Source organism: Propioniciclava sp. LT432 (genome assembly GCF_059515965.1).
In genome coordinates, this window is record NZ_JCAKNE010000025.1 from 42,649 (window position 1) to 64,175 (window position 21,527).

17 protein-coding genes and 1 pseudogene are annotated in these 21,527 nt (G+C 69.9%); 10 read left to right on the forward strand and 8 right to left on the reverse strand.

All coding sequences use genetic code 11. The features are described 5' to 3' along the window. Nucleotides 1-13: 13 nt before the first annotated feature. Both AC5YDV_RS14520 and AC5YDV_RS14525 read right to left on the reverse strand, forming a co-directional pair. Nucleotides 14-979 carry a nitrilase family protein gene (locus AC5YDV_RS14520; RefSeq protein WP_496184200.1) on the reverse strand — a complete coding sequence of 322 codons (966 nt, stop codon included), beginning with the start codon at nt 977-979 and terminating at the stop codon, nt 14-16. Next, on the reverse strand, nt 976-1,911 hold the full coding sequence (locus AC5YDV_RS14525; RefSeq protein ID WP_496184201.1) for an acyltransferase domain-containing protein: 936 nt from the start codon (nt 1,909-1,911) through the stop codon (nt 976-978). Before AC5YDV_RS14525 ends, AC5YDV_RS14520 begins: the two co-directional genes overlap by 4 nt. 44 nt (nt 1,912-1,955) lie before the next feature. Between AC5YDV_RS14525 and AC5YDV_RS14530 the strand changes: the two genes are divergently transcribed. Next, complete coding sequence (locus AC5YDV_RS14530; RefSeq protein WP_496184202.1) at nt 1,956-3,389, forward strand: alpha-amylase family glycosyl hydrolase; 1,434 nt, start codon at nt 1,956-1,958, stop codon at nt 3,387-3,389. On the opposite strand, the gene AC5YDV_RS14535 is transcribed toward AC5YDV_RS14530, so the two are convergent. From AC5YDV_RS14535 to AC5YDV_RS14545, 3 genes are read right to left on the reverse strand one after another with little or no spacing between them, the layout of a single operon-like run. Beyond that, nucleotides 3,373-5,238 (reverse strand): glycoside hydrolase family 36 protein, encoded by a 1,866-nt coding sequence (locus tag AC5YDV_RS14535; RefSeq protein WP_496184203.1) that lies wholly within the window; start codon nt 5,236-5,238, stop codon nt 3,373-3,375. The two genes, AC5YDV_RS14530 and AC5YDV_RS14535, sit on opposite strands and share 17 nt — an antisense overlap. Then, on the reverse strand, nt 5,235-6,815 hold the full coding sequence (locus AC5YDV_RS14540; RefSeq protein ID WP_496184204.1) for a beta-N-acetylhexosaminidase: 1,581 nt from the start codon (nt 6,813-6,815) through the stop codon (nt 5,235-5,237). The genes AC5YDV_RS14535 and AC5YDV_RS14540 overlap by 4 nt, the downstream gene beginning before the upstream one ends. Before the next feature lie 9 nt (nt 6,816-6,824). Further along, on the reverse strand, nt 6,825-7,421 hold the full coding sequence (locus AC5YDV_RS14545) for a hypothetical protein (RefSeq protein WP_496184205.1): 597 nt from the start codon (nt 7,419-7,421) through the stop codon (nt 6,825-6,827). Between the two features lie 217 nt (nt 7,422-7,638). Here AC5YDV_RS14545 and AC5YDV_RS14550 point away from each other — a divergent pair, with 217 nt between their 5' ends. Continuing rightward, entirely contained in the window at nt 7,639-7,944 is a 306-nt protein-coding gene (locus AC5YDV_RS14550; RefSeq protein ID WP_496184206.1) for a hypothetical protein, read from the forward strand. A 406-nt stretch (nt 7,945-8,350) separates the two neighbouring features. Continuing rightward, nucleotides 8,351-9,509 (forward strand): annotated as a pseudogene (locus tag AC5YDV_RS14555) (IS3 family transposase). A gap of 272 nt (nt 9,510-9,781) precedes the next feature. Here the strand turns inward: AC5YDV_RS14555 and AC5YDV_RS14560 are convergent. Further along, the gene (locus AC5YDV_RS14560; protein ID WP_496184207.1) at nt 9,782-10,513 is read right to left on the reverse strand and encodes a hypothetical protein; all 732 of its coding nucleotides are present in this window, start codon (nt 10,511-10,513) and stop codon (nt 9,782-9,784) included. A gap of 4 nt (nt 10,514-10,517) precedes the next feature. After that, nucleotides 10,518-11,162: a Pycsar system effector family protein gene (locus tag AC5YDV_RS14565; protein WP_496184208.1), complete on the reverse strand. Its 645-nt coding sequence runs from the start codon at nt 11,160-11,162 to the stop codon at nt 10,518-10,520. A gap of 542 nt (nt 11,163-11,704) precedes the next feature. Between AC5YDV_RS14565 and AC5YDV_RS14570 the strand changes: the two genes are divergently transcribed. Further along, a complete protein-coding gene (locus AC5YDV_RS14570) occupies nt 11,705-12,004 on the forward strand; it encodes a hypothetical protein (protein ID WP_496184209.1) in 300 nt (99 codons plus the stop codon). Then, nucleotides 11,986-12,516 carry an abortive infection family protein gene (locus AC5YDV_RS14575; protein ID WP_496184210.1) on the forward strand — a complete coding sequence of 177 codons (531 nt, stop codon included), beginning with the start codon at nt 11,986-11,988 and terminating at the stop codon, nt 12,514-12,516. The genes AC5YDV_RS14570 and AC5YDV_RS14575 overlap by 19 nt, the downstream gene beginning before the upstream one ends. A 298-nt stretch (nt 12,517-12,814) precedes the next feature. On the opposite strand, the gene mobF is transcribed toward AC5YDV_RS14575, so the two are convergent. After that, on the reverse strand, nt 12,815-18,313 hold the full coding sequence (mobF, locus tag AC5YDV_RS14580; RefSeq protein ID WP_496184211.1) for a MobF family relaxase: 5,499 nt from the start codon (nt 18,311-18,313) through the stop codon (nt 12,815-12,817). Nucleotides 18,314-18,526: 213 nt separating this feature from the next. Here mobF and AC5YDV_RS14585 point away from each other — a divergent pair, with 213 nt between their 5' ends. The 5 genes from AC5YDV_RS14585 (at nt 18,527) to AC5YDV_RS14605 (ending at nt 21,526) form a co-directional block, all read left to right on the forward strand. Next, the gene (locus AC5YDV_RS14585) at nt 18,527-19,546 is read left to right on the forward strand and encodes a nuclease-related domain-containing protein (RefSeq protein WP_496184212.1); all 1,020 of its coding nucleotides are present in this window, start codon (nt 18,527-18,529) and stop codon (nt 19,544-19,546) included. A 67-nt stretch (nt 19,547-19,613) separates the two neighbouring features. Continuing rightward, a complete protein-coding gene (locus AC5YDV_RS14590; RefSeq protein ID WP_496184213.1) occupies nt 19,614-19,892 on the forward strand; it encodes a hypothetical protein in 279 nt (92 codons plus the stop codon). Nucleotides 19,893-19,974: 82 nt separating this feature from the next. After that, nucleotides 19,975-20,280 (forward strand): hypothetical protein, encoded by a 306-nt coding sequence (locus AC5YDV_RS14595; protein ID WP_496184214.1) that lies wholly within the window; start codon nt 19,975-19,977, stop codon nt 20,278-20,280. Beyond that, a complete protein-coding gene (locus AC5YDV_RS14600; RefSeq protein ID WP_496184215.1) occupies nt 20,277-20,729 on the forward strand; it encodes a hypothetical protein in 453 nt (150 codons plus the stop codon). Before AC5YDV_RS14595 ends, AC5YDV_RS14600 begins: the two co-directional genes overlap by 4 nt. After that, complete coding sequence (locus tag AC5YDV_RS14605; protein WP_496184216.1) at nt 20,726-21,526, forward strand: hypothetical protein; 801 nt, start codon at nt 20,726-20,728, stop codon at nt 21,524-21,526. Before AC5YDV_RS14600 ends, AC5YDV_RS14605 begins: the two co-directional genes overlap by 4 nt. Nucleotide 21,527: the final 1 nt, after the last annotated feature.

Here is a 21,527-nt window from a genome sequence, read left to right on the forward strand (position 1 = left end):
GGTGCGGTGCCTCTCAGGTCAGGGGATCGGTGGAGAATCGGGCGGTGCGGGGGTCGCGCTCGTCGCCGCGGCGGGCGAGCAGCACGTCGTACAACTCCGGACGCCGCGCGGCGAGCCATCGGCGTCCACTCGACAGGGGGATCTCGGACAGGTCGCAGTCGGCGACCACCAGGGCGTCGGCGGCGACCCCGGTCTCGGCGACGACCTCGCCATAGCAGTCGATCACCATGGCGTTGCCGGTGCGCACCTCGTCATCGTCGATGCCGACGCCGTTGCTGAACACGTAGAACACGCCGTTGTCGTGGGCCCGCGCGGGCAGCCAGCGCATCAGCCAACCGCGGCCGTCCCGGCCCGCGAACGCGGCCTCCACCGGCCCGGGGTCGGTGGCGCGCGCGTCCCACAGGGCGCGGTCGATCACCTTCATCCCGCGCGGGCTGCGCGAGGCGGTGCCGCCGGTCTGGTGCGGCGCCAAAATGATCTGCGCGCCCAGCAGGGCCGTGGCCCGCGGATTCTCGACGAGGTTGTTGTCGTAGCAGATGAGCACGCCCACCCGGACGCCCCATGGCGTGTCGAACACCGTGTACGCGTTGCCGGAGCTGATCGCCTCGTGCTCGAACGCGTGAAGCTTGCGGTGCACGTGCACCGCCCCGTCGGGCAGGCACACCGCGTAGCTGTTGAACAGCCGATCCCCGGCCGCCTCCAGCCAGCCCACCCCGATACCGATCCCCAACTCGGACGCCAACGCCGCGGCCCGGCCCACCGACGGCCCGTCGACCGGCTCGGCGACGGCCCACAGCTCGGCGGCGGGCCTCTTGGTCAGGTGCCAGTAGCCCAGCAGGCACATCTCGGGGAAGGCCACGATCCGGACGCCCTCGGCCGCGGCACGCCGGGCGAAGTGCTCGACGCGGGCGAGGTTGTAGCCGACGTCGAGGGGGCGGGGCTCGAACTGCACGGCGCCGACGCGGAGGGTGGTGGTCACCGGACGGCCCTCCCGGAGCAGGTGCGCAGGTGCCCGCCCGTGCGCCAGTGGGCGAGGAGCGCGCGCCGCAGCATGGAGTCGCCCGGCAGCGCGTCGAGGTCGGGCAACGCGCCGGGCGGGGGTTCGGTGTCGAACGCGAAGTAGCAGGCGTCCCGGTCCCCGTCGGTGCACCGCCACGTGGTCCACCGCCGGGCGAACGCGGCCACGTTGCTGCCCGGCACCAGCCCGGGCAGGGCCGGGTCGAGCAGCCATGAGTGGCAGACGAACGCCTCGACGGGCCCGAGGTATGGGTAGTGGCGGGCGTACAGCGCGGTGGCGTCCGTGAACGCGGAGTCGACGGCGACCGGGTCGAGCGGCCCCGTGGCGGGGATGTGCACCGACAGCACCCGGCGCTGCGGACCGTCGGGCTCCCCGAGGCGCGAGAGGGCCGGCTCGAACTGGAGGCGTCCGACCCACAGGAAGCCCCCGGACCACACCACGCGCAGCCAGTCCTGGTTGTGCAGCCCGGTGGTGCCGTTGACCCTGCGGTCCTTGGCCACCTGCTGGCCCAGGTCGGTCAGGGCGCGGGCGCCCACGGCGTCCGGCACGCCCCTGCGGTGAAGCTCGGCCACCGCGTCGTCCGCCGTGGCGGCCAGCGCGCACAGGGGCAGGACGCCCCGACCCAGCGGGTGCGTGCGGGTGTCGTCGGGGAACGCGGGCCGGTCCTCGAGGCCGTCCCAAGCCCCCAGGGCGGGGAGCAGCACCGCCTCGCGCAGGGCGGCCACGTGTTCCAGCTCGGCAGGGTCCGCGGCCACGGCCAGCAGCCAGCCCCGGACGACGTCGCGGTCCTCGGCGAGGATCCCGAGGCGGTCGAGCCCGACCTCGGACGCCGCCTCGCGAAGGCGGTCGCCGACCGTTGACGGCGCGACCGTGGCGACGGGAGACTGACGCATATGGGAACGATGCCACACTCCCTGTCGCCTTGTCAGGAGCAGCCATGAAGACCGTCTCGCTGTTGACCTACGCCGACCGGCTGGCCGGTTCGCTGGCGGGCCTGCGCCGGGTCCTGGCTGAGGAACTCCCCGAGTTCAACGGCGTCCACGTGCTGCCGTTCTTCACGCCGTTCGACGGCCCGGACGCGGGGTTCGACCCCAGCGACCACCGGGTGGTCGACCCCCGCCTGGGCTCGTGGGACGACATCCGGTCGATCGCCGCCGACGGCCGCGAGGTCACCTGCGACTTCATCGTGAACCACACCTCGTGGCGCGCCCCCGAGTTCCAGGACTGGCTGGCCCACGGCGAGGCCTCCGAGCACGACGGCATGTACCTGACGTTCGACGCCGTCTTCCCCGAGGGCGGCCGCGAGGCCGACATCGCCTCCTTCTACCGGCCGCGTCCGGGCCTTCCGTTCACCCCGTACCGCCGCGCCGACGGCGTGGGGCGGCTGGTGTGGACGACCTTCCAGCCCACCCAGGTCGACATCGACGTCTTCCACCCGGCGGCCCAGCACTACCTGGACTCGGTGATGGAGGCACTGAGGGCGGGCGGCGTGTCGACGGTGCGACTGGACGCCGTGGGCTACGCCGTCAAGACACCGGGGACCAACTCCTTCATGACCGACGCGAGTCTCGCCTACGTCGCCGACGCCGTGGCAGCCTGCCATGCGCTTGGGTTGGAGGTCCTGGTGGAGGTCCACTCCCATGTCGGCCACCAGGTCCAACTCGCCGGCATCGCCGACCTCGTCTACGACTTCGCCCTGCCGCCCCTGCTGCTGCACGCGACCTACACGGGCGACACGGCTCCGTTGGGGCGCTGGCTGGCGATGCGTCCGCCGAACTCGGTGTCGGTGCTAGACACCCACGACGGCATCGGTGTCGTCGACGCCTTGGCCGGCCGCGGGGGCGAGGGTTTGCTCACCGACGAGCAGGCCGAAGCGATCATCGCGACGGCTGCGGCCCTGACCGGTGGTCGCTCGGGGCGGGCGTCCGTGGTGCCGCAGTTCAACCGGATGCCGCACCAGATCAACGCCACGTTCGCGGGAGTGCTGGGCGAGGACCTCGAGTCCCTGTACGCGCTCCGGGTCGTCCAGTTGCTCCTGCCGGGCCCCGCGCACGTCTACTACCTGGGCCTGCTCGGGATCGGTGACGACGAGGCCTTGTGGCTCTGCTCCGGCGAGGGTCGCGACGTCAACCGCCACCACGTCACGCCCGAGGAACTCCGCGTCCGGCTGGACACCCCGTTCGTGCGCTCGATGCGCGACCTCGTGTCCCTCGTCACGACGCACCCGGCCCTGGCAGGGGAGTTCGCGTGGGAGGTCCGCCCCGGGGAGGTGCGCCTCGGGTGGCGCAACGGCGACCACTCCGTGGACGCGGTGGTCACGCTGGGTGGGCGGCGGGCACGCGCCCGCCTCGAGGTCACGCCGTTCGGCTGAGCAGCCAGACCCGGGCGCCGAGAGCCGGGCCCGTCGCGGTCACCTCGAGGCCGGCCCGTCGGAGCCCGGTCGTCCACGGTGCCAGGTCCCTGGGGTAGGCGAATTCGACGGTGTGGGGTTGCCACGGAAGGGGGAGGGTGACCCCGGCCGGAGCCCCGGGCCGGCGCCAGGCGTAGAGCAGCGCCCGGTCGCCCGCGTCCAGCAGCACCGCCGTCCAGGGCTGTGGTCCGTCGGGCAGGCCGAGGGGGAAGCGGGGAACCGAATGGGCGAGGAGCGGTGCGATCTCGTGGGCCAGGGCGACCGCCTCGGCGACCAGTGACCGGGAGGCATCGGGGAGGTCGGGCAGCGGGCCCGACTGGTAGAGCCGGCCGGCCAGGCCGGTCACTTCGGCGAACGCGACGAGCTCTGGTGGCCAGTCCGCCTGCGGCGAGGCCCACTGGCCGGCCTGCTCGGGGAGGAGGTGGGCCAGCGCGCCGACGGCGATCGCGGGTTGCAGGAGTGGGTCCTCCTGGTCGGAGGTGGACTGCAGGTCGCAGCGGGAGAGCACCGCGAAGTCGGCCCGCTGTGCGCCCGCCGCACAGTTCTCCACGACGAGGTCCGGGTGCCGCGCCCGGATGCCGTCGAGGAAGGCCAGGTGCGCGCGGTTCAGCTCCAGCAGGTGGGGGAGCGGCCCGGGCGTGGTGTTGAAGTCGAGCTTCACGTGGGTGGCCCCCAACGCGACGGCGGCGTCCACCGCGGCATCCGCGTGCGCGCGGCCGGCGGGACGCCGCAGGTCCAGGAAGTAGCGGCCACGTTCGCGGACCCGGACGCCTCCGACGGTGCAGAAGGCCTCGGCGGGGAGGTCGCGGGCCGCCCGGGAGCGGATGCCGACCACCTCGGGCTCCAGCCACAGGCCCGGCGTCATCCCCCGTGCGCGGATCCGATCGACGACCACCCCCAGGCCCCGGGGGAACCGGGTCGGTGAGGGCACACAGTCGCCACACGTGGTCCACCAGCCGCCCGGCAGGTCGCATCGATCGTCGAACCACCCCGCGTCGACGACGAAGGTGTCGCACCCGGCGTCGGCCGCGGCGTCGACCAACGGCAACAGCGCGTCCTCGCTCGGGTCGCCGCCCAAGGTGCCGAGGTAGTCGTTGTAGGTGACGCCGGTCCCGGGGGCCGTGTGGCGGATGCGGGCGCGACGCGCGCGGTGGAGGGCGGCGAGCGCCTCCTCCCACGTGGCGGCGCGTGCGACGAGCACCGGGACGAGCTCGAGCCTGTCGCCGGGGAGCAGGGTGGCTGACCAGCCATGCCGCTCGGCGTCCGGCCCTGCCAGGGCCAAGTAGGCCTCGGTGCTGCCCGGCACCGTGTCGACCTCGACCGACCAGCCGCCGTTGTGCTCGACCTGCCACGCGATCGCCTCCGAGGGACCGGCGACGACCCCGCAGGGCACCCATGTCCCCGATGACCACGAGCCCGTCGAGACGAGCCGCAGCGGCCGACCAGGCCCCACCTCGGTCGCCGACCACCGGTTCTCCGACGACCAGGACGACGCGGCCACCAGCGCCTGGAGCGGGCCGGACGGGAGCGCGACAACTGCGCTGGTGGCACCCCAGAGGGGGAGGGGGTCGGGGGCGTCAAGGGCCAGGGCCAGCGAGGTCTCGACGAGGTCCGCGTCGCCGTGTCGGGTGATGACGCTCTCGGCCACCAGCCCCGTGGTGCGGTCGCGGCGCCTCACCAGGCGGCGGCCGGGCCCTGTCGCCTCGTCGGACCCCACCTCGAGGCGGGCGCCGAGGGCGGAGCCCGCCCAACGCCCGCCGTTGCTGGCGCCGTCGACCGGCGTCAGTACCTCGATCCCGGACAGGTTCACCAGGGCTCGCGCTGTCGAGCGCCCGTTCCCCCCGCCTGCCAGGGATGGGGCCCGTCGAGCGGGCGGTAGTTGATCGCGCGGGCGTCCAAGCGCTCGAGGTGGGCGCGCAGGCGGGGCTCGAACGTGACCGGGTCGGCCTGGCCGCGCCACGCGACCTCCGCCAGCGAGCAGAGCCGGGGCCAGACCATGTACTCGACGTGCTCGACCGTGGGGAAGAACTCCGACCAGGCCTGTCCCTGGACGCCGAGCAGGTGAGGTTGGTCCTCGTCCGCCACCCCTTCGGCGGGGTCGAAGGCGACCACGTCGGCCCACGTCCGGACGGGTTCGCGGCCGTAGGGCTCGTCGGGGGAGTCGGACTGGTAGGAGTCGAAGTACAACAGCGGCGATGGCGCCATCACGACGTCGTAGCCGCGAGCCAGCGCTTCCTTGCCGGGGCGTGTGCCGCGCCAGCTCATGACGATGGCATCCTCGACGTCCCCGTCGTTGAGGATCTCGTCCCACCCGATCACGCGTCGTCCGCGTTCGGCCAGCCAGTCCCGGAGGTGGAGGGTGAACCACCGCTGGAGCTGTTCGAAACCGGCCAGGCCGCGTGAGGCGGCGAGGGCATCGGCGTCGGGGTTGTCCCGCCACTGGCGCTTGGGGCACTCGTCGCCTCCGATGTGGATGACCTCCGAGGGGAAGACGTCGAGGAGTTCGGTGAAGATGTCCTCGACCAGGGCCACGGCCCTGTCGTCGAGCCAGAGCACCTCGGGGAAGACGTCGAAGTTGGTGGCGACGGGCTGGCCCTCGCCCCACCCGTACTGCGGGTAGGCGGCCAGCAGCGCCCGGACGTGTCCGGGCACGTCGATCTCGGGCACGATGGTGATCCCACGCTGTTCGGCGTAGGCGACCAGTCCCCGGAGCTGTGCCTGGCTGTAGTACCCGCCGCGAGGGATGCCGTCGTGTTCCGCCCAGCTGGGGTACCGCGTGCCGGGCCGGTGGGATCCGACCTCGGTGAGGCGGGGGTACTTGGTCACCTCGAAGCGCCACCCCTGGTCGTCGGTGAGGTGCAGGTGGAGCACGTTGAACTTGTGGGCGGCCAGCGCGTCCACGAACGTGAAGAGCCAGGGCAACGGGTGGAAGTGCCGCGCCACGTCCACGTGGGCGCCGCGCCAGCTGTGGGCCGGGGCGTCCTCGATCTCGCAACAGGGCAGGTCGCGTGAGGTGCTCGGTGGCCCTGCGGGTGCGGCGAACGCAGGGTGCAACAACTGGAGCAGGGTCTGGGTCGCGTGGATCACGCCGGCTGGGTCGGCGGCGTCGAGGGTGATCGCCGCGCTCGAGACGCTGAGCCGGTACGCTCCCGAACCTATCCCGTCCGCCTCCCGGATGGTGATCTCCGCGCCCGCGTTCGCCTCCGCGTCTGGGCTCGGGCGGGCGCCGGTGGCGCTCAGGAGGCGGCATGCCAAGGTGACCCAGTCCGTCGGACCTGTCACCCGCGGCTGAGTGGGGAGGGTGGTTGTCCCTGAGCCCGGAGCCACCGACGCCGGGGTGGGGATGAGTGAGTTGAGACGTTGCCAAGGGCCGTCAAGGGTCGCCATGAAGAGACCCTAGCGACAATAGGGGATCGATACCACATGGTCGGCCTCAACCGTGTAGAGGTCGTGGTCCGACAACCGCCGGCCCCTGGAGTCCTGGGCGACGACCCGGGCAGCACGGGTGACGCCGACGTGGTCGGCCAGCGCGATGTGATCGATGCTCGACAGGCCCGGCAGGGCGTGCGGCAGGTGGGTCGTGGCGGGCGCCAGGTGCCACCGGTCGAGCGCCTCGCGGATGGCCGCCCTCCCCGTCCCGCTCCCGGCGCGCTCGGGACCCGCAAGGGCATGGTTCCAGTCGCCACCCCACACGAGGGGGCCGTCCGGCAACGAGCCGGCCAGCACGGCCAGGGCACGGGTGGTCTTCTCGCCCACGGAACCCTCGCCCCACGGGTCCGACCCGCAGCTGCGCCAGGGGAGGACGCTGCTGACCACGCCCAGGCCCGCGGTGCGGGCCGCAGCACTTGCGGGGTGCGGGTCGGGCCACGGTTCGAGTGGCGTGCGGGAGAAGACGCCGGCCCAGCGCGTCCGGCGCCGCATCGAGGCCGACGTGAGGTGGGCGTGGAACCCGGGGAGGATCGTGTCCTCGCGCACCTCGGTCAGGAGCCACACGGCGCAGTCCCGGGCCGCGAGCAGCGCGAGGTGTGACGTACGAGCTTGTCAGATCGAAATGGGGGGACGTGGGGACTGGTCGTGGCGACTGGAAGTCCCAGGGTGTTGGGGATGGCGGTTTGAGGTCGGCTCGGGCTGGGGATGGCGATCGGTGGGTGGCCGGGGGCACGGGGGTGTCCACGTAGGGAGGTGAGCCAGCAATCAAGGAGGAACCACGATGGGACGAGGCGAACGGATCACCGCCAGGCAGGCGGCGTTGGAGGCGCTGCGGGTGCGGAGGCAGCGCCAGGCCGAGCGGGAGAAGCAGATCGAGTCCTGCATCTACGACCTGACCTACGCGCTCGCGCAGCGGGACCTGGCGGTCGAAGCCGGAGACGCGGCGGCGTCAGCCTCCATCGGCCAGCTGCTGGCACTCGGTCTGAGTCACGCCCAAGTGGTCGACACCACTGGCGGTGCACTCACCTCGAAGGAAGTCGCGCGGCTGGCGCTCTTGAGCGAGCAGGCCCCCGGCGATGGCCGCTGAGCGGAAGAAGATGTCGGGCATGTCTTGGGTAAGCGCCTACCTGCTCGCTCAACTGACGCCGGTGCTGGTGAGCACAGGGATCTGGATCATCCTTGTCGCAGTGCAGCCGTGGTTGGTGATCGTTGGACCGGCGCTCGCGGGGTTGGCGGTCTCGGCGAGTCGAACCCCTCCGATGGTGCGCCTCCGTTTCGGGGTGCGGTCTGCGACGCCTGTTGAGCGCACTCTCGTGCTGGGGGCCCTCGCGGTGGCCCCGTCTCTCCGCGGGCGGGGCGAGCTGGTCTGATTGACTCTCAGCGGACAGCTGATGTTGCTGGTTTACGCTGCGTTTGACCTGTTTGGGACTGCTGCACGAGGAGGTGACATTCGATCTGTGGGGCCGAGAGGTCCTGCTGGAAGGATGTTGACCATGCCCAGACCCCATCCGAAGGAGTTCCGTGACGACGTGGTCGCGGTGGCCCGTCGTGGCGAGGCTCCGATTGCCCAGATCGCCAAGGACTTCGGGATCAGTGAGTCGTGTCTGCGGAACTGGCTGCAGCGCGCTGATGTCGCAGACGGCCACCGGCCCGGTGTGACCAGCGCGGAGTCGGCCGAGCTGCGGGAGTTGAAGCGCCGTAACCGGCTGCTGGAGCAGGAGAACGAGATCCTGCGTCGGGCGGCGGCGTATCTGTCGCAGGCCAACTTGCCGGGAAAATGATGTACCCGCTCGTGAAGGAGCTCGCTGCTGACCAGATCCCCGTCACGGTGACGTGTCGGGTCCTCAAGCTCGCCCGCCAGCCCTACTACCGCTGGCTCGCCCGTCCGGTCACCGTCAGGGAACTCGATGAGGCGCACCTGGCGAACGCGTTGTTCGACGCCCACCACGATGATCCGGAGTTCGGCTACCGGCTGCTGGCCGATGAGGTCCGTGCAGCCGGCCACACCGGCTGCGACCGGCGGGTGTGGCGGATCTGTGCGGCCAACCGGTGGTGGAGCGTGTTCGGCACGAAGCGCGGCACGAACGGGAAGAAGCCGGGCCCGCCCGCCCACGACGACCACGTACGGCGCGACTTCACCTCCGTAGCGCCGAACCAGTTGTGGCTGACCGACATCACCGAGCACCGCACCGGCCAGGGCAAGCTGTACCTGTGCGCGGTCAAGGACGTGTACTCCAACCGGATCGTCGGCTACTCCATCAGTGACCGGATGAAGTCCCGCATCGCGGTCGACGCCCTCGCCATGGCGGTGGCCCGCCGCGGCAAAGTGACCGGTTGCATCGTGCACAGCGATCGGGGCAGTCAATTCCGGTCCAGGAAGTACTTGGCCGCCCTGCGTCGTCACGACCTGACCGGCTCGATGGGCCAGGTCGCCTCCGCCGGCGACAACGCCGCCATGGATCCTTCTTCGCCCTGCTCCAGAACAACGTCCTCGACCGACACCGCTGGCACACCCGCCACGACCTCCGCATCGCGATCGTGACCTGGATCGAACGGACCTACCACCGCCGCCGACGACAAGCCCGCCTGGGACGTTTGACCCCCATCGAGTTCGAGACCATCATGACCACACCAGCCGACCAAGCCGCCTAACCCAACCTGTCACCAAGACGTGCAGCAGTCCCAACCGACAGCCCCTCTTCGGCGGGGCGACCTAGGAAGGAGTCCGGCGGGCTAGATGCAGCGGCGGACAGCCCTCTGCCCTCCTGGTCCTCGGGGGTCGCCATCGACATGTTGTTGCTGCTGACTGACGGAACGTCCTCCGGGTTCGGCGCGCGGCGGGCTTCCACCGCGAGCGGCGTCGAAAGGGTCAGCCGTACGTCAGAGCTGGTCGAGCAGTCCTGTCACGTGCCCGGCAGTGACTTCTAGGCGAACGTCTCCTCGATCCAGTCGTTCATCTCGGTGAGGATCACGTCTCCGGTAAACACGGTTCCGATTTCGGGGTCGTAGCGCTGAGTCAGCCATCTCTTGTTGTCGTCGTTGAGGTTTCCGGCGAAAACCGAGCCGGCCCAGATGGGCGGTTGCCAGTCGCGACCAGCCTTGTGGGCTAGGTGCGCGGCATGGTTCACCACGTCGCCCATGTAGATCACGTCGTTGAGGCCGCTGCCGTCGTAGCCGGCCTTGATCATGAGGGCACGACCGAAGTCGACGCCGATGCCGAACTTGAGCGCATCGTAGCCGCGCTTCTGTAGGTGCTTGTTCAACAGCTTGCGGAGCGTGTTGGCGCGACAAACGATGGTGAACAGGTCATCGATGTCCCGCTTGTAGGGAGTGTTGTAGGTGGCCCACACGCAGTCCCCGACGATGTTCACTTCGCGCACGAACGGATCGCTGTTCAGGACGGCGACCATCTCTGAGATGAAGGAGCGGTACAACTTCGCAAGTACGGGCCGCTTGTATCTCTGTGTCAGCCCGGACGAACCCCGAATGTCAACAAACACGGCCGAGCAATACGCGTAGAACCCGTTTGTGTAGGTCAGCTTGTCCCGGTCGGGAAGCGCGTCGGTCTCCTCGAACTGCCCTGCCGGCTGGTCGAGAAGGTCAGCAATCCGGGCCGAACTCGCCTCATAGGAGTAGCTCTTGAAGTTGCCGTCCACCAGGTCACCATCCCGTCGCGTAGAGGAGCGCCGTGACCGCCAAACAGACGGCCGAGGCCAGCTCGAACTTGATCGCGCGGTTCGCCCACGTGAACTTCGTGGTGGCGACGTGCGCGTTCGCGTGGATCTGATCTGCGATCTGGCGGGTCAGGCGTGTTGGGTCGGAGGTGAGGGTCGCGAACACCTCCCTGAACGTAGGCCGATCAGCCCCGTAGTGCATGGTCACGTCGCCGAAGAACAGCAGGCTCACGGCATCCTCCGGTTCGACCGACTCCTCAGCGGCCCCCTTCGGAGCGTGCCGGCGCACGCGAGGCAGAAGGGCCAGTCCCGCGCTCGCGATTGCCGTGAGTAGTGTGACAACGCCCAAAGTGACCGTGACCGTCAGCAGGCACGTCCAGCGTTCCAGCGCGTGCGCCACGTTGAACAGCGCCGTCGCTGTCGCTCCTACAAACGCCAGCGTGATGCCGGTCTTCGCGTCTGCATGCCGAATCCACTCGTTGGTGATCGTGAGCGCCTTCCACGCGTGATCGGGCGATGGCTTGATTGGCCGAGACCCTGCCTCTTCCGCCGCCCCACCCTCATGTGCGTCGCCGCAGTTGCGACTGAATAACTTCATTCTGACACCCCTGATCGTCGCCTCACAGAACACGCTACCGAACAGGACCGACAGAACCGGTAGTCACAGTTAGCCCCTCTGGCACTCCTCATCGGGGCACCGCACCAGGGGTCCGTGAACGCCTTCACGATCGCCAGCGCCTCGGGCAGCGGATAGTCGGCGACTTCACTGTTGACCAAACGCGCGGCGTCTTCAGCACGCGTCGTGAAGAACCGGCACACGGACTTCAACTGCCACAGTTCGGCGGCCACCGCGATCACTTGGGCGTGCGTGAGCCATTCCGGCAGGTCGCCCCGCAGGTCTTCCGCCTGACACGCCACGTCGTCTTCGTTGAGCTGGTGATCCTGGCCGCAGTCGCACCACAAACAGCCGCGCGACGGAGCCGCCCACACTCCAGAAAGGGACCGGACAGGCGCAGCCGTAGGGACGTTCACTGGTCATCCCCGCTACGCGAACTCGGACGGTAATGGGCCGCCCCGGACGTCCGCTGTCGGGCGAGCATGCAGTGTGTTTCGCGCGTCGTGAGCGCCACAGCCGAGCGACCGGCCTCCATCCCGCGGCCCTACTGTGGAGCCATGGAGAATCCGATCAATGGCGAAGTTGTCGCGGCGCTGACGGCCTTTGTCAGAGGCGGACGCGGGCCGTCACACTCCTCGCTTACCTCGGCCCTTCTTGCGGCAGGGATCGTTGGCCTCACTCCGTACACGGGAGGGTCCCTGGACCAGCTAAACAAGGTGGAGCGCATCACAGAGGCAGCGCGCAAGGTCTGGAAGCAGCCCACACTGGGACGCCGTCTGGTGGACGAGATCCTGAGCATCTATCGTGTGGCGGGCATTTCGGCGATGTGGAACTCCAGATGGAGGTTGCCTCGTTGAGGGGCGCCCTGTTGCAGCGTGGCTGGTCCCTCGACCACGAAGGCCGTCTGGCGCCCGTGGGGAACATCGACCTGGAGGTGGGCGACCGTCAGGCTCTCAACGATCAACTCAACCGCTTGCGGCGGAACACCGAAGACGCCGCCTTGTTGCTCGGTACGGCCAAGGAACTGCTCGAATCCGTCGGGAAGTTCGTTCTGGAGGAGAACGGGCGGATGCCGGACCGGAGAATCGACTTTCCCGAGGTGATGACCCTCAGCATGGACCTCCTCGGTGTCATGCCCTCCCAGGTGGACGCCACCACAGAGGGCGGCAAGCAATTGCGCAAGGTCTACCAAGCCATCAGGACCGTGGTGGAGGCAATCAACGAACTGCGCAACGATCACGGCACGGGTCACGGCCGTACCTTGCCTAGCGGCGTGTCGGTCGAGGCGGCGCGGTTCATGATCAGACAGGCGACTATGGTCGCCGAGATGCTCTTGTCTTCGCACGACCGCCAAATGGGAAGCGCTTGACCCCTCAGCGAGAGGTGCGCCCCGTGAGGCGTGTCAGGTCCCCTCGGCGGTCTGGATCCCACTGGTGCGGTGCTTGCGCATTAGCGGTGGACCGGCGCCATCTCTGGCGCGTTATGAAATCATCTAGCTGCTGTCAGGTCGTTGGTAGCACCTGGGGTGATGACGTGTGAGTGTGTCAACTCGACTTGGCCCCCACCGGGACATTTCCTGAGTTGTCGTCCCCATGTTCGGGAGTTTCTTGGCCACTTGGCGAGTGCACGCTTTCAGCGCCGTCCATGCCGGCGTCACTGCGAGTCCTCTACCGGTCGACGCCGCGTGCGGGCGCTGGCGCCGGCGCAGGGATTCCACGGGGGTGAATGAGGCTGCTGGGACGGCTGGTCACGGTCTCGTGGACACCTTGGGCTTCAGCCTGTGCGAGCCTGTTCTTGACCTGGTTGATGTCGCGGAGCGCGTGTTGAGCGGTTCCTCGGGGGTCGTGGTTCCAGGGATTGACGAGGTCGTGGAGGGCAGAGCGGAGCACACTGGCGGGCAGGTCGAGTCGTTGGGCGATGTCCTGCGTTCCGGTCCCCCAGCGTTCGGGTGGGCCGGCGGCGATGACGCGGAGCCCGTCGATGGCGGCCTCGTGCGGGGGGAGGTGGGCGAAGCGTTCGTCGACGACGTGGTCGGCGAGCGGCCTCGCGTTGGCGAGCGCGGCGGTGAGAACATCACCGCGGCCGGTGGCTACCAGGTCGGCGGGGTCGGTGCGGTCGGGCAGGGCGGCGTAGCGGGGGTCGTGGCCGTAGGGGGCGAGGATCCAGTAGTCGCGTTCAGCGGCGACACGGCCGGCCAGGTCTGCGTCAGTGGCGACGATGGGCGTCCGATGCCCAACCTGGCGCAGTTGTGCGGCTTGTTCGTAGGTGAGTGACGTTCCTAGGGGTGCGACGCCGATGTACCGGCCGTTCGTGGCGACGGTGACCGCGATGGCGTCCATCGGGCCTTCGACGATGACGGGGGTGACGTCGGGGTCGAGTGGTCCGGTGGTGAAGAGCTGGTCGCCCTTGTGGAACAGGGGCGTTTCGCTGGTGTTGAGGTACTTGGGTCCGCTCTTGTCGCTGTCGGTGCGGGCAGGGTGGCGGCGTCCGACGAACCCCAGAACGATGCCGTCGTGGCGAATCGGGAAGACCGCCCGGTCGCGGAACCGGTCGATGAGGCTTCCGGTCGAGGCTTGAGTGGCGACGCCGGCGGTGAGCATCTCGGCGTCGGTGACACCGAGGGCGTGGAGGTGGTGGACAAGCGTGGTCCACCCTGCGGGGGCGTAGCCCGGTTCCAGGTCGGGGTGGCCGGTGAGGTCGACGCCGAACCGTGACTCGAGGTAGGGCTGGGCCCACGAGCCGGGGAGGCGGTCGGCGTAGAAGTCCGCGGTGAGCCGGTTGATCTCGGCGACTCTTCCGGGGGTGGAGGGGCAGTCGCGCCAGGCGTCGGCGCGCTCGAACATCTTGCGGGTGTCCTGGTCGGTGGGCTCGGGCAGGCCGAGGCTGTCGCGGATCATCGCCTGAAGCCACAGGTTGGCACCGCCATCGTCCTCCTCTTCGGCGGCGACCGGAGCCTCGCCAGTGGGATCGACTGCCAGTGGTTCGTCGTGTTCAGCGGGGTCGCCGATGAGGATCGGATGGGCGAGTTCGAAGCCTTCCCACAGGTCGGCGGGCGGCTCGTCGTCGGGGTGCGGTGGTTCGGGCACGTCGTCGCGCGCGCGAGTGAGGTCGGTGAGGGTCGAGATCCGCCACACCAGGGCGAGACAGTCGTCCACCTGTCGGTCGCCGTTGGTGCTTGCTGACAGGAGGTCGGTGGCGGTCCAGCCTTGGCGGATGCCGTGGTCGACGGCGGTGATGAGGGCGGGCCACCAGCGGCTGGCTTGGAGTTCGGCGGCCCGGTCCGCGCCCACGGTGTCGGCGAGGGAGCCGGTCCACGCGGTGGTGAGGGGTTGGTCGGTGTCGAGGGCGGCGCTGACGGTGGGGGTGAGGTGTCGGGCGATCCGCCACCACAGTGCTGCGGCTGGGTGGTCGTCGGGCAGGTCCCCTTCGCTCGCGGCGGTGAGCAGCAGGCGGCGGGCGTCCAAGCCGGACGCCGAGAGTTGCGCCAGCCGGCTGGCGAGCATGGGGGTGAAAGCGTCGCCGGTCGCGTGGGGGGCCAGCTGGTGGAGGAGGGGGCCCCATTCGGTCATCGCGGGCTGGTGGTCGCCGGTGAGGCGGCGGTCGAGGTGGCGTTGCCAGCGAGCAGCAGCGGTGGCGAATTGCCGTTCGCCGGTGGGCCGGAGGTCGGTGTCCGGCACGTTCATGGCGGCCCGCCACACGGTGAGGTCGGCGATCGTTTGTCCGGTCGGCTGCCCGAGGCAGGCCGCGAGCCAGGCCGGCGTCCGGTTCGGGGTGGTGAGCGCTTGCTGGTGGACGGTGTCGGCGAGGTCAGCGACCAGGCGGGCGCGGGCGTCCAAGTAGGTGCCCCATTCGGGGTGTTCGCGGAGCCGGCTGGGAACGCTGGGCAGCCACGGCAGGGGGCCTGGGGTGGTGTTCCGGAGTCCGGTGGGGTCGAGCCGCCAGCCGAGGACGGCCGCGGGATCGGTGGCGCCGGTGAGGTCAGTTCTGGCGGCGACCGTGCGGAGTTCGGTGAGGGGGTCGTGACCGTCGGCGGCGATGAGTAGCAGGTGCGCACGCAGCGCGGGCCAGGCGTCGCACCACGGGACGCCGGGCAGGATCTGGTCGACCTGACGCTCCAGGGCGCGGACGGCAAGGTCACCGGCGAGGTCTTCGGCGGCCACCGTGAGGGCGTCGGTGTACCGGGCGACGGCTTGTCCGAGCCGGAGCCGCGGGTCTTCGAGTTGCTGTTGCAGCGACGTGGCAGAGGTGGGGGCGGTGTCGCGGGCGAGGATCTGTTCGAGGACGTCGGTGGCGGTCGGCGGCCGGACGGTGTCGGGATGGATCACGGTGTGGGGGTCGCCGTCGCCGACGACCTGGAGGTAGACGTGGTTGGCGTGCCGGCCGCGGGTGAGCATCGTGTACAGCTGTTGGCGGCCATCGGTGCCGGTGGCCACGCCGTGCATCGTGTCGACGGACACGCCTTGGGCGGTGTGCACGGTGGACGCGTAGCCGAGTTCCACCGACGCGGCCACATAGTCGGCAGGCAGCATCACGCTGAGGTGGCTGCGGGTGTGGAGGGCGCGGACGCTGCCTGTGGGGGTGATGCCGGTGATGGTCCAGCGGTCACCGTTCTTGACCCAGTCGGTGGGGCTGACCCGGAGGCGGCGGTCGTTGGTGCGGGTGATGATCACATCCCCGATCGACGCCGTGAGCCCATCGGCGAGCTCCACCTCACGCCCCGGCGCCCTGTCGTGGAGGCGGTGGGTGCGGGCGCGGGTGTTGAGTTCGGCGACCAGGTCGCGGGTGGGGGCGAGCATGATCGTGTCCAACCCGGCGGTGCGGTCGGCTTGCCAGGCGTCGAACACCTGGTTGGTGATGGTCGCCAGGTCACCGACGTGAACCCGTTGCCGGTCGAGGTAGAAGCCCAATGCTTCGGTCTGCCCGTCGCGCAGGGCGAGGCTGGCGCCGCCTTCGGCGGGGTCGGCGAAGCGGACGAGTTCGTTCAGCCGGGCGGCGCCGTGGCTGGTGGCGATGTCCCGTAGGACGCCGCCGGCGCCGATCGCGGCGAGTTGTTGGTCGTCGCCGATGAGCCGGACGCTGCCCCCGCGCGCCAGGATGTGGGCCACGGCGGCGTCCAAGCTGAGGGTGTCGGCCATCCCGGCTTCGTCGATCACCACGAGCGTCTTCGGGCCGATCTGGGCGGCCCAGTCGGGCAGTTGCTGGTGGTCGATCGACCAGGTGAGTTTGGCGAGGGTGTCGGTGTGGGAGTCGATCTGCGCCCCGAGCGCGGCCGCTGCCGCTGCGGACGGTGCGAGGCCCAACACGGTGCCGCCGGCTTCGGTCCACGCCGTCGCGAGGGCCCGCATCGCGGTGGTCTTCCCCGAGCCGGCGGGGGCGATCGCGACCTGGACGCGGGCGCCGGAGCCGGCCATCGCCCGGACGAGGGCGACCTGCCCGGCGTTCAACTCGACCCCGTTCGCGGTGCTTTCGAGGAGGGCGACGGCGATGGTGGCCTCGTCGACGACCATTCCATCGCGGCGGGCGGCGGCGTCCACGAGCCGCTGTTCGGCGGCGAGGATCCGCGGCGACGTGAACAACTCGGCCCCCGCGACCGTGTACACCGACTGCCCATCCACCCGCCGCAACACCGCCGGCTCGCGGACGCCGTCGTCCGGGACAGCCAGCGGCGTCGAGTGTTCGGCGAGCGCGACGGCGACGAGCCGGTCCACGGTCGCCTGCAACAGCGTGGTGGGGACGTTGGCGGTTCGGGCGCGGCGTTGGGCTTCGGCGCGCACGTGCCAGGACTGCCACGTCGCCCGCGACCCCTCCACAGTCGCCACGATGGACGCCGCCGTGCCCGTGAACCACGCGTCATCCAGCATCGGACCCGCGAAGCGGGTGGGGTGGAGGGCGGTGTGGATCATCCGCCGGATGCCGTCCGGTCCGCCCAAGACCTGCTCGGCTTGGGTGCGCCACGCGGTGCGTTGTTCGGTGAGGGTGCGGGGTTCGTGCTTGTCCTGCCGGGTCTCGAGGTTCGCCTGCTGCGCCAGCGCGAGGGTTTCGATCGCGGTCGGCGGACGCCCGTGCGCGGCCTGGAACTCGGAAGCCAGCTCGGCTTGGCGCTGCTCGATGCTGCGCCGACGGGCGGACCAGCGCCGGTTCAGGGCGGGGTCGACGCCGTCGATCTCGCGGACGGGACGGCGTCCAGCTTGGGTAGTGCGGTCGACGAACTGGACCCCCAACGCGTCCGCCAAGTGCCGTTCCAAGGCGGTGTTGTAGGTCTCGGACGCGGTGACCTTCGCCTTGAACAACACCCGGCCGTCGATCGACAACCAACGACCGTCCAGGGTCTGCACCTTGTTCGCCACGGCGACGTGGGTGTGCAGGTCCGGGTCACCTGCCCGCGAATCCCGGTGGGTAAACGCTGCCGCAACCAGCCCCCGGACGTTGACCTGACGGACGCCCTTCGCGCCGGTCCTGGTGAACAGGGCGTGGTCCTCGATCAGCTTGAGGGCGTCGGCGATGGCTGCGTGGTGGGCGCGTTCGATGATCGCCGCGGTGTGCGGGTCGGCGAGCGCCCACAGGGTCGACACGCTCTTGACCGGTGAGAAGGTCAGGTCGAAGCCAGCGATCGCAGTGGTTTGCGGCCGGGACAGCTTCGCGATCAACCCGGCGAGCTCGCGCGCGTCGACGGGGTCGCGGCCGAACTCGGCGCGGAAGAACTCCCGCCCCACCTCGGTGCGGATCCTGGCGCGTTCGTCGGCGGCGACCGCCGAGCGCGCCGGCGCCCCCTCCAACAAGTTGAGCGCGGCGAGCCGTTTGGCGACCTCAACGCGGAACGGGGACACGTCGTTCGCGTGGATCTTGAACGGCGACCCCAGCCGCGACACCGCCAGGTAGTCGGCCTCGGTGAGGCCCGGCCCGTGGAGGGCGTCCATCCGCTGCTGGGCGAGCGGGTGCAAGCCAGCGCCGAACAGGTTCTGCATCTGCTCGGCGGTCACCACATCGCCGGCATCCAAACCATCGATGCCGGCCACGCCGGAGCCCACCCACTGGCCGGGGGTTTCGCCGCGTTCGGTGTAGTAGGAAGCCAGTCCGAGGTGGCCCTTCTCGGTGGTGTCCTGCACGGCGACCTGCCGGGTCAGGTAGTCGTACCCCGATCCGGCGGTGATCTTGTGCAGACTCATCACACCCTCCAGAAGTGATTTCTGAGCCTCTCCGGGGACACTTTCGGCGAAATTGGTCCGACGAGTTTCGGGACAGTCCCGACCTGGGTGCACTAGGTGTGTGCGACTTGGGACATTGCTGTACGCGGCAGGGACATGGCCGGCGACGGTGATGTCGGGCCAAGGGCCTTCGGGATTCGAGGGCGGCTGGTGGGGATGGCAGGCTGGTGAGGCATGGTGGTGACCCGCTGGCGGCGGTATGGCAAGGACCGGCTCTATGTGAAGGACGACGAGGGCGGGGCCGACGTGGGTTGGTGGGATCTCGTCGCCGATGAGGCCCACCCCGCGACGCCGGATCTGCACTCCGCCCTGGCTGACGCAGTCACGCGCTGGCGGGCGGAGCAGTTCAGTGCGCCGGCAGCCCACGCTCTGGCCCCTGCCCCCTCTGGAGTCATTTTGGAGGAGTCGGATCCTCCGACGGCGGCGGTGCCTGATGTTCCTCCTGTCGTGTCGGTCCCACCGGGACCGCCGCTCGTCGATGACCCTCCGGCGATGGCTGCGGCCGAGCAGGGTCTGGGCGTGGTTGACGGGGTGGCCGGTGCGTCTGCGGCCCACGAGTTCCGGCGGCGGCACGACGCCAGGCAGGAGCGGGTGCAGGCCAACCATCCGGTGATCGGCAAGTTTCTGCTCGCCGTGTTCGATGACCCGCAGTCGACGCGGGCCTGGTCGAGCGGCGCGGATGGCGAGCAGGCGCTGGGCGGCATGTTGGAGCGGATCGCCGGCCCTGAGCTGCGCGTGCTGCACGACCGGAGGATCCCCAGGACGAAGGCGAACATCGACCACTTGGTCATCTGCCCGTCGGGGGTGTTCGTGGTGGACAGCAAGCGGTACGTGGATCGCCGGCCGGAGCTGAGGGTTGAGGGCGGCATCCTGCGTCCCCGCGTTGAGCTGTTGATGGTCGGGGGTCGAGACCGGACGAACTTGGTCGATGGCGTCGACAAGCAGGTGGGGCTCGTCCGTGCTGCCTTGGCCGACCAGGCGGACGTGTCCGTGCGGGGCATGTTGTGCTTCATCGACGCCGACTGGCCAGTCTTCGGTGGTGACTTCACGGTCCGGGACGTGGGCGTGCTGTGGCCGAAGAAGCTCTCCAAACTCCTGACCGCGCCCGGACCGCTCGCCGCTGACCGGATCGCCGAGCTTCAGTGGCAGCTCCACGAAGCGTTCCCGCGGTCCAAGAATGCCGCGTCGTCCTGACGGACCGGGGGCACGCCTGCGAGCGGCCCAGCGCTGAATGTCAGCGTGCGTGCCTACCTTGGAGCCCATGTCGTCCAGGATCGACTCCGAGTTTGGGAACCTCGGCGAGCGCGTGGCGGCCATGACCCGCGCCGTCCCGGAGGATCGGCCTGTGGATCCGGCCCGTCACGTGTGGGTGAAGGCGCCTTCGGGACGCCAGGCCGGACTTTTGGTCGCGTGGGTGCGCGGCGGGGACGGGAAGTGGTGGGGCAAGGTCGCCGTCTCGGACGCCCCGGGCGAGGCGAGCCTCCAACTGGTCGCCGGCAGCCTGCTCACCCCGGCGTCCATGCAGACCGAAGAGACCTGACAAAGTCGCGGCCTGGTGTCCGCGAAGGGCGCTTCTGATCACTTCTGGAGGGTGAGAGGACCACCACCCCAGGAGTGATCACATGGCAGGCACCAAGACAAGTGGGCAGTCGATCCGCCGCGCTGCACGGCAGGCGGCGATCGCCGCCCAGGCGAAGCGGCGCGCTCGGGCTGCTGAGCGTGACAAGCGTCTGGACGCCGCGGCCCTTGCCCTGATCGTCGCCGTGCGCGAGCGGGACGCTCTCGAGCAGCAGGCCGGCGCCGCGATCCGGTCGATGATCGCCGAGGGACTCACCATCACCGAGATCGTCACCTGGACCGACGGTCAGACGACCACCAAGGAAGCCGCACGGCTCGCCAGCCTCCAGCCCGACGGAGACCCGTCGTGAACGTCATCACCAACGTCGAGAACCTGGTTCACGGCGGCCGCTGCCTGGTCGGCTACGACGACCAGGGTGAGTACGTGGCCGGTTGGCCCGAGGTGGCCCGCGAGTCCATCCGCGCGATCAACCACCTCACCGACCACGGCCCCATCCCGGCGCCCACGGTGTATCGCGTCCTCGGCGAACTGAAGGGTGTCGGTCACCTGCTGCCGCAGGCCTTGGCCCAGCTGACGCGCGGACTCCAGAAGTCGCTGGAGGTGTACCGGGTCTACGACGCCCGGGATCCCGTCGATTCCGTCCTCGAGGCCACCCTCCTGCTCAACCAGGCCCTCCGCAAGGCCGCCGAACTCGGCGAACTCCTCGAAGCCGCGCAGGCTGCCATCAGCGAGCAGGGCTACCACGACGAAGACAAGGGGGATCCCACCCTCTTCGACGACGAGGACGACCCGCGATGAGCGACCCGATCACGACAACGCCGCCGCGCGCCAACGCCCTCGGCCTACTACTCAAGGCCGCAGTCGTGATCCCCGACCTCATCATCGCCAGCCTGCTCTGGTTGGTGATCATCGCCGTCCTGCCGCCGGTCGCCGGCTTCGTGCTCACGGTCGGAGGCCTGATCTTCGCCGTGGTGCTCGCGGCCGGGCTCGGCGAGGATCTCACCGTCCGGGTGTTGTACCGGGCCCGCCGTGCCACCCCTGCCGAGGCGCCGCGGCTGGCCGTGGCGTGGCGGATCGCCACCCACCGCTTGGACGCCGACGGCGTCCGGCTGCGGATCGTCAGCCACGGTGCGCCCGTCGGCACCGCCGGACGCCAGCACGTCCTCCTGCGCAGAGACGTCGTGGCCGTCTACTGCACCAACCAGATGGCCGCCCATCAGGTCGCCGAGCTGATCGCCCAAGGCGTCGGACGCCTCCGCCACGGCTACACCCGCTTCGACCTGCTCTGGACACTCTGGACCATCCCGTGGAACCTCGTCCGCGGTCTCGCCCACCACATCGGACGCCGCCTCGCCTGGATCCCACTGGTCCAGTTCGCCTGGCGGATCCGGATCGTCGTCTGCACCATCGCCGTGATCCTCGAGACACAAGCAGGACGCTGGCCATCGGCGATCATCATCGGCGCCATCATTGCGCTGAGCTACGTGCTGCCTCGCTCACGCTCGACCTGGGACCGCCGACTCGCTGAAGCCGCAGCCAAGTACACAGTGGGGATCGCCAGCGCGGATCCTCGGCCGGTGAGCTCCGGGTCGTAGT

Excerpts from the sequence above, each read along its gene's own strand:
- AC5YDV_RS14530 (WP_496184202.1), top strand. The coding sequence starts at position 1,956 with ATGAAGACCGTCTCGCTGTTGACCTACGCCGACCGGCTGGCCGGTTCG.
- AC5YDV_RS14575 (WP_496184210.1), top strand. The coding sequence starts at position 11,986 with ATGGAGGTTGCCTCGTTGAGGGGCGCCCTGTTGCAGCGTGGCTGGTCC.
- AC5YDV_RS14550 (WP_496184206.1), top strand. The coding sequence starts at position 7,639 with ATGGGACGAGGCGAACGGATCACCGCCAGGCAGGCGGCGTTGGAGGCG.
- AC5YDV_RS14590 (WP_496184213.1), top strand. The coding sequence starts at position 19,614 with ATGTCGTCCAGGATCGACTCCGAGTTTGGGAACCTCGGCGAGCGCGTG.
- AC5YDV_RS14585 (WP_496184212.1), top strand. The coding sequence starts at position 18,527 with ATGGTGGTGACCCGCTGGCGGCGGTATGGCAAGGACCGGCTCTATGTG.
- AC5YDV_RS14525 (WP_496184201.1), bottom strand. The coding sequence starts at position 1,911 with ATGCGTCAGTCTCCCGTCGCCACGGTCGCGCCGTCAACGGTCGGCGAC.
- AC5YDV_RS14540 (WP_496184204.1), bottom strand. The coding sequence starts at position 6,815 with ATGGCGACCCTTGACGGCCCTTGGCAACGTCTCAACTCACTCATCCCC.
- mobF (WP_496184211.1), bottom strand. The coding sequence starts at position 18,313 with ATGAGTCTGCACAAGATCACCGCCGGATCGGGGTACGACTACCTGACC.
- AC5YDV_RS14570 (WP_496184209.1), top strand. The coding sequence starts at position 11,705 with ATGGAGAATCCGATCAATGGCGAAGTTGTCGCGGCGCTGACGGCCTTT.
- AC5YDV_RS14605 (WP_496184216.1), top strand. The coding sequence starts at position 20,726 with ATGAGCGACCCGATCACGACAACGCCGCCGCGCGCCAACGCCCTCGGC.
- AC5YDV_RS14595 (WP_496184214.1), top strand. The coding sequence starts at position 19,975 with ATGGCAGGCACCAAGACAAGTGGGCAGTCGATCCGCCGCGCTGCACGG.